The organism is Macellibacteroides sp., assembly GCF_050251695.1.
Taxonomy (GTDB): Bacteria; Bacteroidota; Bacteroidia; order Bacteroidales; family Tannerellaceae; genus Macellibacteroides; species Macellibacteroides fermentans.
Genome location: NZ_JBFWMI010000091.1, coordinates 1 through 12376, shown reverse-complemented (window position 1 = coordinate 12376; position 12376 = coordinate 1). Strand labels below are relative to the sequence as shown.

At 40.6% G+C, this 12376-nt stretch carries 11 protein-coding genes and 1 riboswitch; of the genes, 3 read left to right on the top strand and 8 right to left on the bottom strand.

The window, feature by feature from the left end; all coding sequences use genetic code 11:
• Positions 1 to 218: 218 nt before the first annotated feature.
• The 6 genes from nagB to AB7E53_RS12125 all read right to left on the bottom strand — a co-directional run bounded on the left by nagB (position 219) and on the right by AB7E53_RS12125 (position 6287).
• Entirely contained in the window at positions 219 to 1028 is an 810-nt protein-coding gene (gene nagB / locus AB7E53_RS12150; RefSeq protein WP_068182219.1) for a glucosamine-6-phosphate deaminase, read from the bottom strand.
• Positions 1029 to 1040: 12 nt separating this feature from the next.
• A complete protein-coding gene (locus tag AB7E53_RS12145; protein WP_079682557.1) occupies positions 1041 to 2246 on the bottom strand; it encodes an FprA family A-type flavoprotein in 1206 nt (401 codons plus the stop codon).
• A 3-nt stretch (positions 2247 to 2249) separates the two neighbouring features.
• Positions 2250 to 3068, bottom strand: coding sequence for a prolipoprotein diacylglyceryl transferase (gene lgt / locus AB7E53_RS12140; RefSeq protein WP_079682558.1), 819 nt, complete (start codon positions 3066 to 3068; stop codon positions 2250 to 2252).
• A gap of 35 nt (positions 3069 to 3103) precedes the next feature.
• Entirely contained in the window at positions 3104 to 4000 is an 897-nt protein-coding gene (locus AB7E53_RS12135) for a diaminopimelate dehydrogenase (RefSeq protein WP_079682559.1), read from the bottom strand.
• 127 nt (positions 4001 to 4127) lie between these two features.
• Complete coding sequence (locus AB7E53_RS12130) at positions 4128 to 5120, bottom strand: sugar phosphate isomerase/epimerase family protein (RefSeq protein ID WP_446775905.1); 993 nt, start codon at positions 5118 to 5120, stop codon at positions 4128 to 4130.
• A 12-nt stretch (positions 5121 to 5132) separates the two neighbouring features.
• On the bottom strand, positions 5133 to 6287 hold the full coding sequence (locus AB7E53_RS12125) for a Gfo/Idh/MocA family protein (protein ID WP_446775903.1): 1155 nt from the start codon (positions 6285 to 6287) through the stop codon (positions 5133 to 5135).
• 182 nt (positions 6288 to 6469) lie between these two features.
• On the opposite strand from AB7E53_RS12125, the gene AB7E53_RS12120 reads away from it, so the two are divergent.
• On the top strand, positions 6470 to 7417 hold the full coding sequence (locus tag AB7E53_RS12120; RefSeq protein ID WP_446775901.1) for a hypothetical protein: 948 nt from the start codon (positions 6470 to 6472) through the stop codon (positions 7415 to 7417).
• A gap of 61 nt (positions 7418 to 7478) precedes the next feature.
• On the opposite strand, the gene AB7E53_RS12115 is transcribed toward AB7E53_RS12120, so the two are convergent.
• Together AB7E53_RS12115 and AB7E53_RS12110 are read right to left on the bottom strand one after the other, a co-directional pair.
• Positions 7479 to 8039: a cob(I)yrinic acid a,c-diamide adenosyltransferase gene (locus AB7E53_RS12115; protein ID WP_068182200.1), complete on the bottom strand. Its 561-nt coding sequence runs from the start codon at positions 8037 to 8039 to the stop codon at positions 7479 to 7481.
• Between the two features lie 4 nt (positions 8040 to 8043).
• A complete protein-coding gene (locus AB7E53_RS12110) occupies positions 8044 to 9360 on the bottom strand; it encodes a cobyrinate a,c-diamide synthase (RefSeq protein WP_446775899.1) in 1317 nt (438 codons plus the stop codon).
• A gap of 46 nt (positions 9361 to 9406) precedes the next feature.
• A riboswitch (cobalamin riboswitch) is annotated at positions 9407 to 9621 on the top strand.
• 49 nt (positions 9622 to 9670) lie between these two features.
• Between AB7E53_RS12110 and AB7E53_RS12105 the strand changes: the two genes are divergently transcribed.
• Together AB7E53_RS12105 and AB7E53_RS12100 are read left to right on the top strand one after the other, a co-directional pair.
• The gene (locus tag AB7E53_RS12105; RefSeq protein ID WP_446775897.1) at positions 9671 to 11878 is read left to right on the top strand and encodes a TonB-dependent receptor; all 2208 of its coding nucleotides are present in this window, start codon (positions 9671 to 9673) and stop codon (positions 11876 to 11878) included.
• On the top strand, positions 11878 to 12376 hold a 499-nt coding region (locus AB7E53_RS12100), incomplete at its 3' end, for a sirohydrochlorin cobaltochelatase (protein WP_446775895.1). The genes AB7E53_RS12105 and AB7E53_RS12100, both read left to right, overlap by 1 nt.

The following is a 12376-nucleotide window of genomic DNA, read 5'->3' as shown; positions in this document are numbered from 1 at the left end:
AAGACTTCCTTCAGATTACACCTCGCGATGAACACCCTTGTCGTTGGCTGGACGCTTCCCGCTGTTAGGGCGCGTTGGGGACTTACACCCGTTAGAATACGTTCGTGCTGGGCGAACAATAAAAAAGCAAGTACATGTTTTTTTACAAGTACTTGCTCAAAAACAGGACTCCACACATTCAATAAATAAAGTGGAGCCTGCCAATATCATTAAAACAATTATATTAAAGAATCCGGACAAAGATGATCCTTTTCAATATCTTTAAAGTAATTATAGGTACCTACTTTCAACTCAGCACAAGCCGATTCATCGCAAACGATAATTCCCTTCGGATGAAGCTGCAATGCGGTGATAGTCCACATCTGATTGATAGAACCTTCAACCACCTGAGCCAATGCACGAGCTTTGTTGTGTCCATTCACCATTATCAAGACCTCTTTCGCATCTAAAACAGTACCCACACCTACAGTAACCGCAGTCTTGGGAACTTTATTTACGTCGTTGTCAAAAAATCTGGAATTAGCAATAATCGTATCCGTTGTCAAAGTCTTGATACGGGTACGAGACGACAGAGATGAGCCTGGCTCGTTAAATGCGATGTGGCCGTCAGGGCCGATACCACCTAAAAACAAATCCACCCCACCAACAGCTTTCATCTTAGCTTCATAAGCCGCGCATTCAGCTTCCAAGTCGGCAGCATTACCATTCAAAAGGTTTGTATTTTCGGGATTGATGTCTATATGGCTGAAAAAGTTATTCCACATAAAGGAATGATAACTTTCCGAATGTTCCTTTGGCAATCCTACGTATTCATCCATATTGAATGTGATCACATGCTTGAAAGATACAACTCCCTTTTTGTTCAATTCAATAAGATTTTTGTACATACCAAGGGGTGAAGAACCTGTTGGCAATCCTAGGACAAAAGGTTTTTCAGCCGTTGGATTGGCTTTTTGAATACGCGAAGCAACATAGTTAGCAGCCCATTTCGACAATTGATCGTAATTAGGCTCAATAATTAATCTCATAGTTTTTTATATTTAAATCGATTGTTTAGATTCTTTCAATGCGTTTGCCATTGCTTTACCTAATGTAATACACTGCTCATACATATCTTCTTTCAGACTCATCTTCTCTTCGGCGGTAGCTCCTATAAATTCCCAGTTCATTTTTTCACCAAAAGCAGCTAATCTTTTACAAGCGGCACCAGACCATGTAAAATTACCAAAATAGCCAAAACAGCGTTTCTTAACTTCCCGGATTTCAATCTTTGACAAAATCGAATCTACTTCGGGAAAAAGGGCATTACTGTATGTAGGACTTCCCACAATCAACCCTTTGTATTTAAATACATCCATCAGCACATTCGATGCATGCGATTTGGATACATTATGCATTACAATATTCTTGACCCCGTTCTCAGCCAATGAGGCGGCAATCGCTTCGGCCATCTGTTCCGTATTTCCGTACATGCTGCCATATATGATACAAACGCCATCTTCACCTTCGTAACGACTCAACTTATCATAAATCTCGATTGCTTTGTCTTTATGTTTCCGCCAAACAGGTCCATGCGTAGAACAAATGGTGTTTACTTCAATTGTGTCTAGTTTCTTCAAAGCCCGCTGAACCGGATTACCATATTTTCCAACGATATTGGCATAATAGCGAACCATCTCATCCCAGAATCTGTCAACATTCATATCCTCATCGATAACAGCTCCTGAAAGCGCTCCGAAAGTACCGAATGCATCTGCTGAAAATAATATTTTATCCGTTGTCTCGTACGTAAACATAACTTCAGGCCAATGGACCATCGGAGCCATAACGAACATCAGCTGGCGTTTACCCAATGATAGAGTATCTCCCTCCTTCACTTCATATAAACCTGTAGTAATACCATGATATCCTTCCAACATACCGAAGGTGGTTTTGTTCCCGATAATCTGCACATCAGGATATTGCTGACGGAGTAGTCTGATGCTGCCTGCATGATCGGGCTCCATATGATTCACAATCAGGTAATCCAGCGATTTTCCTTCCAGCGCATCTGCAATTTTTCTAAGAAAAGCATCCGAATAGCATACATCCACGGTATCTATCAGAACTGTTTTTTCATCTACTATCAAATACGAGTTATAAGAGACTCCGTACGGCAGCGGCCACAGGTTCTCAAAGAGGGCCTTCTGACGGTCGTTTACTCCTACGTAATATACCTTATCCGCAATACTTGTCAGTTTATACATAATTTAATTCTTTTTTTGCAGTGCCCGATAAACGAACCAGCATCCTGCCAAAACGAAAGGAATGCTGAGCACTTGTCCCATATTAATCAACATAGAAGCTTCAAATTCTTCCTGATCATTCTTTAAAAACTCAATAAAAAAGCGGGAAGCGAAAACACAAATCATAAAAATACCGAAGATAAGACCTTCCTTCTTGAAAGCCTCTTTTCGGAAGTACAACCACATGCAAAGAGCGAATGTTATCAGATAACACAACGCCTCATAAAGTTGGGTTGGATGACTTGGTGCAGTAAACACTGGGGCAGCTCCCATTTTCCATTGATGCAAGTTGTCAATAAAACGGAATCCCCACGGAACATCCGTTACATGACCATAAATCTCGTGATTCATTAAATTACCCAGTCGAATCATTGCTGCTACAAGCCCGGTAGGTACCACAAGCTTATCGAAAGCCCACATCATACTTTTATGACTGACCTTTTTCGAATAGAAATAGATAGCAATAATAATACCCAATGTACCTCCATGACTGGCTAAACCTCCCTCCCAAATCTTCAATATCTCGATTGGGTTGGATAAGTAATACTGAGGTGCATACAAAAGGCAATGACCTAAACGAGCTCCAACCACCGTTCCAATCATGGTATAGATCAATAATTGATCCAGCCACGCAGTATCCAGTTTTTCGTTTTTCCACATACGCTCCACTATCTTGTAGCCAATCAGAAAACCGAATGCAAAAGCCAGTCCGTACCAACGTATTTCTCGTGAACCAATGGAAAAGATAGCAGGATCTGCTGTCCAGGTAATAAATGATAACATAGTATTTATATTTATATCCGTAAGGAAGACTGGTATTATACCAGTCTTCTTATTAAATCTTCCTTATCGCCGTAAAGCATATCGATCACCGGTAATTCAATCATAGTGTAGGCACCCGGCTGTTGCTTAAACGAAGCACGTGCAACAGATACTAAAATCTGAGCAGTAAGCGCAGGATTGTTGATTTTCATATTGAAATCGATCAACTGATTCTGCGTTTTTCCAGATACACCTTTACGCGTAAGCTGAACACCATGACCCATATCCAGCAAATTATCCACACATTCCACCTGCATTACATGTGTCTCGTCGTGTGCAAAATATTCGTCGGCTTTAATTGCTGCAGCAACCTTAGCAAAATCATATCCCTCTTTAACTTCAATATATACCATTCTGCGGTGAATACCGGTTCCTGTTGGAATAGTCATACTTAATGCGGCCTTTACACCTTCAATGGCTTTTACTGCAACAGTATGTCCCATACTCATACCTGGGCCAAAGTTCGTATATGTAATACCTTTAGGCACCATCGCCTCAAGTAGCGCACGAACAACCGAGTCGCTTCCCGGATCCCATCCTGCAGAAATCACAGATACAGCATTGTGAGCTTTTGCTACAGCATTCAGAGAGCGGCGCAGAGCAACAATTCCTCCATGAATATCGTAGCTGTCCACCGTATTGATACCCAATGAAAGAATTTCCTTCGCATAAGATTCTACGCTACGGGTTGGGGTACAAAGCACAGCAACATCTACCTTTTCAAGTTCGGTGATTTTACTAACCACCTTATATTCCTTAAGCTCGACCGGAACCTCTGATGGATTACGACGAACAACGCCTGCAACCTCAAAATCGGGTGCAGCTTCCAAAGCCTCTAAAACATATTTTCCAATATTGCCATATCCCACAATGGCTGCTCTAATCTTTTTCATGCGTTTATTTATTTCTTTCTATTTTAGGCTGCAAAGTTAATCATAATATAGGGAGATACAACAAGATAGCCCAGACTTTTTATTATCAGTCCGGGCTCATCAAATATCAACTGTACTATTTATTCACTTATTTCTTTTCAAAACCTGCATCAAACGCTCTTGACGAAGGCATAAAGTCAAAGTGCTTCACTAAACGGCACGATTCTTCTGCTCCTTGTTCCCTATCCATGGCACTGTCTTCCCACTCCACAGAAAGCGGACCGGAATATCCAATATGATTAAGTGCCCGGATAATCTCCTCAAATTTAATTTTTCCTCTTCCCAAACTTCTGAAGTTCCAAAAACGGCGGGGATCTCCAAAGGTTACATAACCACCAAAAACACCCACCTGCTTAGGAGTGTCACTCCAGTAAACATCTTTCATGTGCACATGGAAAATTCTTTCCGGGAACTGATATATGAAATCAACATAATCAACCCCCTGATAACCTAAATGACTTGGATCATAGTTGAATCCGAACGAAGGGTGATAATTAACAGCTTCCAACGCTCTTTTCGCGGTAACCGTATCGAAAGCTATTTCAGTAGGATGTACTTCCAATGCAAAACGAACCCCTAACTCCTGATAAGCATCTAATATAGGAGTAAATCTTCGTGCAAAATCGGCATATCCCTCATTCACCATCTCTTCCGTTACCGGAGGAAACGAATACAAATAATGCCAGATGGAACTTCCGGTAAAACCTACCACCGTATCAACACCCAGGGCTTTGGCGGCATGAGCCGTACGAATGAGCTCTTCGGCTGCTCTCTGACTAACACCTTCCGGGTCACCATCACCCCAGATATAATCGGGCAGAATACTTTTATGGCGCTCATCAATCCGATCGCACACAGCCTGACCGATCAGATGGGTGGAAATCGTGTGTAATTGCATTCCATAAGACGATAACAAATCTTTAATCTGTATATAATATTCTTTGTCAGATCGACGAACATCCAAATGATCGGGCAGCCCCAATTCCAATCCATCGTAACCAAAAGCCTTAGCCTTCTCACAAACTGTCTGCAAAGGCAAATCCCCCCATTGCAAAGTATATAACGTAACCGGTCTAGCCATACTATATAATATTTAATCAACCATTATTACCCATTTCTTATCACTGTTACTGGAAGCTACTACAGTTTCAATAAACTGCATCCCCCTCACTCCTTCCTGCACAGAAGGGAAATCCAGACATAAGGAAGAAGGTTCTTTTCCCTCTTTCATTGCCTGCAACGTTAGAGCAAAATTTCTGTAAATATTTGCAAAAGCCTCAATGTATCCCTCAGGATGACCACCCGGGGTACGCGAATTATGAGCAGCCATCTCAGACATATACCCATTGGATGTCCGAATCATTTCTCTCGGACGATCAGGCCACTTCATCCACATGGTATTGGGCTCTTCCTGGCACCACTCCAAACCGCCTCTTGTTCCGTAGATACGAATTTTTAGCGCGTTTTCTTCACCAACTGCAATTTGCGATGCAGTCAGTACACCTTTTGCATCCCCTTCGTATCTGATCAGCATTGCTCCGTCATCATCCAATAAACGTCCGGGAACAAACGTATTCAGCTCCGCACATAATTCTATTGCTTTAAGCCCGGTAATATATTCAACTAAATTAAAGGCATGTGTGCCGATATCACCCATACACCCCGCTTTACCCGATCGCTTAGGATCTACCCGCCATGCAGCCTGCTTATTTACACCAGCACAATCACTATATAACCAGCCTTGGGGATATTCCACATAAACACGGCGCACTTTTCCTATATCACCACGCAAAACCCTTGTCCGAGCCTCCTTCACCATGGGGTAACCCGTATAGGTATGTGTAAGTGCAAATAATTTTCCGGAAACTTTCACCTGTTCTCGTAATGCCTTAGCCTCCTCCAGCGTATAGGTAACCGGCTTGTCCAGTACAACATGGAATCCATGCTTCAAGGCCATCATAGCCGGTTCGAAATGCACATGATTGGGTGTAACGATAGAAACGAAATCCATCCGTTCAGCTTCCGGAAGCTTGGCTTCCTCTTCGATCATCTCCTGATAAGAATTGTAAATCCGGTCTTCCGGCAAGAAAAGGTTACGTCCGGAAGCGACAGAAACAGAGGGTGTACCACTAAAGCATCCACACACCAGGTCTATCTGACCATCCAGATTAGCCGCAATACGGTGTACAGCTCCAATAAAAGAACCGTTGCCTCCGCCTATCATTCCCATTTTAATTTTTTGTTTCATAACAATATCGTACTATGGTTTTTACAAAAGTTATGGAACAAATCTAAGAAAAAAAATGAGTGATGCTATTATTTATTCATTATTTATTTTTAATATCAAATAATAAGGTTTTCTTTGTGGACTGGAAGTCGGAATATTTTAATCCGAATCAAACAACAGTGTTAACCATTAAAACCTCAACTATGATGAGTAAAAAAGAATTTTCTATTCTGGCGTGTTTAATTTTGTTCTGCAACTGCAGCAATCCTTTAATAGAAGAAGAAAAACCAGACTCTAAAACCTATCCTGTTCAATTTAGCGTCCAACTAAGCAAAGAGGTATTGCCATACGTTGCGACCAAAGGTTATCCAACGGGAATCATTCCGGAACCACAAACTAAAGCAGACGAGATTACCGAACCTGCACCAGGCACATTGGAATCAATCTGCACCACAATTGAATATGTAGTCTATAAGGTAGACAACACTACCGCCCCCTTCAGGAAACAGCATTACAGTAGTACCGACTCTCAGGATTTTGGAATCATTTACGATCAACTACCCATGGGGAGCTATAAAATTTGTCTGCTTGCACATTCCTCTGCAACTGATTCACTAAACAACAACTCATTTACATTTCAAGAGACAACCGACACATTTTATAAGCAAATAACACTTGAGATAGGATCTGGGGAAGAAATAATACAGGATATAAATCTCGAACGAATAGTTGGCAAACTAGAGTTCTTTGCAACCGACAGTGTTCATTCGGGAGTCAAGCAATTTGAAATCAAACTCTCAGGATATCCCGACAAGTTCAACATACTGACCGGAATCGCAACAGCATCCTCAGACACAACAGCCTTTACCCATCTTTTTTCTCCTGAAGATATTGGAAAAATAAATCAGAGTCATTCCTTGCTCACATTTATTCCCGAAACCGGAAAAACGATGTCGGCTAAGATAAAGTCGACAAACCACGCCGGGCAATTACTCAGAGACTATCACATTGCTTCCGTAACACCTGAAATTAATAAAATGGTACGATATTCGGGAAAGTTATACGAATCACGGTTAAGCAACGATACATTTACATTATATCCTGTCAGCACCAACTGGGGTGGTACGATAGAAACTCCATTAGGCGATTGATAATATACATTTACAGGGGTATTGGTGTCCTTGACAGGCTACCAACATCCCTGTGATTTACTTATCTCTTGTATAAGAACAGCTTCCAGCGTTCTTCTGCACTTCCATTCACATACATATCATACCTGGCCATAGTAAAAAATAAATCAGATAATCTGTTTACAAAGCGAAGTACAGTTTCGGGAAGCGGATCTTGCTTATGTAATGTCCACAACCGTCTTTCTGCTCTACGGGCAACCGTACGGGCAAGCTGACAATGTGCTGAGACCGGTGTACCTCCGGGAAGAATAAAATATTCACTTTCAGAAATGGCAGCCGTAATCCGATCGATCTCCTTTTCGCAGTAAAGATCCATATCCTCCTTTATCTTATTGGGATTTTTATCCCTCAAAGCCGACGGTGTAGCAACTTCAGACATAGCAACCATCAGCTCCACCTGGATAGTAAACAAGAATGAATGCCATTCGTGGTTTTCCGGCAAAAGCGATCGGACAACCCCTATGGTTGAATTTAATTCATCCAAGCAGCCATTGGCTTCAATCCTGATATCATCCTTATCCACCCTCTCGCCGCCAAAAATACCAGTACGACCTTTATCGCCTCCTTTTGTATAAATCTTCATATAACTAACATTTATGGTTCCACAGATTCATCAAATCGAGCTCGCCCCAATATAGATGAGTATAACCTGCTATTGTATTCTTATAACGAAATAAATTTGTTTTTGTTCTCAATCCCTTCGCATTATATATAGAAACATCTGATATTGAATCCATTTGAGGATCATTAATCCGGGAATAATGAAATTCATGCCCCCGTATATTCTCAATTCCATTATATGTAAATGTACGGTAACCAAGGGTAAGTTTCATATCTTGCATGGTAGCTTCCTGGTCAAAAACACCAACCATCGAATAAGGGTTGCCATCCATGCCAACAATCACCTTACTTAGATACATCATCCCTCCGCATTCGGCTAAAAGATTACCTCCATTCTCTGCAAAGGCTTTTATGGAGCGAAGCATTGTCTTATTTTCTGTCAGCTTGTCCAAATATAATTCTGGATAACCTCCTGGCAGATATACCAAATCTGCAGAAGGTAATTTAGCATCATCAAGAGGACTAAAAAAGACAACTTTTCCCAACCGTTTTAATTGAGCCAGATTTTCTCTGTAAATAAAATTAAAAGCATTGTCGTAAGCAACTGCAATCTTAATGTCACCTCTAATATCCAACTCGTCCTGCTCAGACTTATCAGGCAGGCAAAAAGGCATGTTTGATATTTTAAGCAAACGATCCAAATCAACAAACTCCTCTATAATCTCTGCCGCTCTGTTTGCGAAATCATCCATACAAAAAGAATTGTCAATTGACAAGCCTAAGTGTCTGGAAGGAACTTCAAGCTCTTTTTTGTTCGGGATGTAGCCCAAACACTCAACCCCTGTATCCTTACAGGCTTGTTGTAAATAGGCATAATGAGTCTCTGAAGACACCCGATTAAAGACAACTCCTGCAATGTTTAAGTTTTTATTAAAATGTTTATAACCAAATAAAACAGGAGCTGCCGAATAAGCCATTGATTTCGCATTCAGTATCAACACAACAGGGATTCCAAGCAACTCTGCCAATTTAGCGCTACTACCCTTCATACCGTCGTATCCGTCATAAAGACCCATAACTCCCTCTGTAATACAGACATCCGAATTGGTACCATATTTAGCATATAAATTTCGGATATGCGATTCAGAGGATAAAAATAAATCAAGATTTACCGACTCTTCACCTGCGGCTAGCAAATGATATTTAGTATCAATATAGTCGGGGCCACATTTAAAGGGTTGTGCCTTCAAACTCCGATTCTTCAATGCCCTGAGTAGTCCGAGAGTAAAAGTAGTTTTACCGCTCCCTGAAGAGGCAGCACCTACCAACAATTGAGGTTTCATAAATAATTAAATCTTAATTTTCTTGTACAAATATAAATAAACATCTTAACTTTGCCCCTGATTTGGTGATACGATCGCATTCTGCGATTTGTATAAAAGGGAATCCGGTTTGAATCCGGAACAGTACCCGCTACTGTAAAGTCCTTACTTTCAAAAGTAGAAAGTAATAAAAGAAAGCAAGCTCACACCACTGTTTCGAGAGAAATGGGAAGGTCGCTTTCTGGACATAGTCAGGAAACCTGCCAGTCGATAAATAAATTCCGCATCCTCGGGTTAAAGGATGCCATTTATTAACTATTATTTCTCAAACATGAAAAGAAAAGGTTTACTAACAACCCTGTTGTGGGGATGTGTTGTAATTTGTTCGTTAGCGCAAGTCACGCTAAGCGGAAAAGTTGTTAACGTTAAAAACGGAAAACCCATTGAAGGAGTTAACGTCCGGCTCGAACAAACCACCATTGGTTGCGCAACCAATAGTAAAGGCGAATTTATACTTAAAAATGTTCCCGATGAATCGTTCACACTTCGGGCCAGTTGCCTGAATTACATTCCTGTAGAAAAGAAAATCCACGGAACACAATTGAACATGCTTATTGAAATGGAAAATTCAGGCATAAATCTGGATCAGGTTGTAATTACAGGAACCGGAACCCATCGCAGGATACAAGACAGCCCTGTCCCAGTGGAAATAATCAACGGGAACGATTTAAAAAGAGCTGGCATCACAAATTTTAAAGATGCATTAAACATGCTGAATCCCTCTTTTTCATTTTCCACCACGGCTATGGCCAGTTATATGACATTAAACGGTCTGGGGAATAAGCATATCCTGGTTCTTATTAACGGACAGAAGCTTGCCGGAGATGTATCCGGAAATGTTGATCTTTCCCGTATTAATCTTAGCAATGTCAAACGAATTGAAATACTGAAAGGAGCAGCTTCATCTCTTTACGGATCGGAAGCAATGGGTGGTGTCATAAACATAATTACCGATCAGCCTAAAAATCTGATCAATGTTACCTCTGAAACCCGCTTTGCTGAAGAAAATCAATTCGATCAGACAATCAATCTGGATATCAACACCGGAAAATTCGGTTCGTTTACAACCTATAACAGACGACAATCGGATGGCTGGCAGCTAAACAATCAAGCCATCACATACGACTCAAAGGGAAACGAGAAGCTGACTGAAACAAACAAGAAAGCTTCTGATAAATTTTACTCCAACATTCTGACCCAGCACTTCACCTATTCTGCAACGAAAGCTCTATCGTTCTATGCCCGGGGCAGTATGTATAATAAAGAGAATGACCGTCCTGTCTCAGAATACGACTATAACCTGGCATACAATGATTATAGCCTGGCACTTGGAAGTAAGTTTCTTTTAGGAAATGCATCCTATATCAGTCTGGATTTGTACAATGACAATTTTGAAGGGACCAAAGAATATATCAAGGATGTAAAAGATAAAAAGGGAAATATTACCATAAAGAATGGAACATCGGCATTAAGTAAACGCCAACACTATTACAATGCCAATCTAAAAAGTGTATTCATGGCTGGAGACTTCAATAAAATCACAATAGGATCCGAATACATTACCGACAAACTGAAGAATCCGGAAGCACTTGCGGGAGACAAACAAGCGTACACGATGGCCTTGTATACACAAGATGAAATCAAATTCTTACAGAATTTTCAGGCGATCGTTGGGTTGAGATATATTTACCATGAAACATTCAAGAACAGATTTACTCCCAAGCTGTCACTTATGTATTCACCCGGAGCATTTAATTTCAGAGCAACCTACTCCAGTGGATTCAGAGCTCCTTCGTTGGAAGAACTCTATTACAACAAAGAGAAAAACGGAACGCTGAGTGCCGGAAACATTAACCTTAAGCCCGAAAAAAGTAATTATTATGCAATAAACGGAGAATTCATGAGCAGGCTGTTCTCGATTTCTGCGACTGCCTACATTAACAATTTAGACAATCTTATCACCAGTAAACAAGTTGCCCTTACCGAAACAGACATTGCCAACAGTATAACCAAACGTATGGAATACCAGAATGTTGATAAAGCACGAGTAAAAGGAGTCGATATTTCAATAAACAGCTATCTGGGATATGGTGTATCAATGGGTGGTTCGTACAGTTATGCGGATGCAAAAGACACGAATACGGATTCGCGTTTACCTCGTAGTATAAAGCATTCCGGAAGTATAAACAGCAATTGGAACAAAGTATGGGGCTTTTACACATTAAATGTCAATCTTGCAGGCAGACTTCAAAGTAAACGATTTGAAACCGGCACGTATGGAAATGCACCAGGTTATCAGTTATGGAATCTATCTACACGACATACATTCAACCACCTAGCAAACTTTATACTTGAGCCCGGTATCGGGATCGAAAACATTTTTAATTATCGTGACGACCGGCCTTACAACAGTAATTATGCCACTCTGTCGCCCGGTCGAACTTTCTATATAAGTTTACTTCTTAAATTTCGTAAGTAATGAAATATACATTCATATGCCTTGCCCTATTAATAAGCTTAGTATGTAAGGCAAGCAACGGGGATAATTTTGAAGAATCAAATTTGTTTGAAACAATGCAGCAAGGAGACAAAGCTGCATTGTTGATTGTTCATTTCGGTACTACACACGATCTTACCAGAAAACGTACAATCGAAGTGATAAATAATAAAATGAAATCAGCGTTTCCTGATGTTACTATTCGTGAGGCTTACACTTCCCGGATTGTAATTAACCGACTGAAACAAAAGAGCATAATCAAACAAACGCCCACCGAAGTATTATTATCATTAAAAAAAGAAGGGTATACGCATATTATAGTGCAATCAAGCAATATAATCGAAGGGATAGAGATGGAAGCGTTGCGTCGTGAAATCGAAAACATGGAACCGCAATTCAAAGATATCCGTATTGGAAATCCACTTCTGTACACAGTGGAGGATTACGAAAAAGTGGTAGATGTTCTTAGTGCAGAATATA

Bases quoted from the DNA above. Each gene is read 5' to 3' on its own strand.
- AB7E53_RS12110 (WP_446775899.1), bottom strand. From the start codon at position 9,360: ATGAAACCTCAATTGTTGGTAGGTGCTGCCTCTTCAGGGAGCGGTAAA.
- AB7E53_RS12120 (WP_446775901.1), top strand. From the start codon at position 6,470: ATGATGAGTAAAAAAGAATTTTCTATTCTGGCGTGTTTAATTTTGTTC.
- AB7E53_RS12105 (WP_446775897.1), top strand. From the start codon at position 9,671: ATGAAAAGAAAAGGTTTACTAACAACCCTGTTGTGGGGATGTGTTGTA.
- lgt (WP_079682558.1), bottom strand. From the start codon at position 3,068: ATGTTATCATTTATTACCTGGACAGCAGATCCTGCTATCTTTTCCATT.
- AB7E53_RS12130 (WP_446775905.1), bottom strand. From the start codon at position 5,120: ATGGCTAGACCGGTTACGTTATATACTTTGCAATGGGGGGATTTGCCT.
- AB7E53_RS12115 (WP_068182200.1), bottom strand. From the start codon at position 8,039: ATGAAGATTTATACAAAAGGAGGCGATAAAGGTCGTACTGGTATTTTT.
- AB7E53_RS12135 (WP_079682559.1), bottom strand. From the start codon at position 4,000: ATGAAAAAGATTAGAGCAGCCATTGTGGGATATGGCAATATTGGAAAA.
- nagB (WP_068182219.1), bottom strand. From the start codon at position 1,028: ATGAGATTAATTATTGAGCCTAATTACGATCAATTGTCGAAATGGGCT.
- AB7E53_RS12145 (WP_079682557.1), bottom strand. From the start codon at position 2,246: ATGTATAAACTGACAAGTATTGCGGATAAGGTATATTACGTAGGAGTA.
- AB7E53_RS12125 (WP_446775903.1), bottom strand. From the start codon at position 6,287: ATGAAACAAAAAATTAAAATGGGAATGATAGGCGGAGGCAACGGTTCT.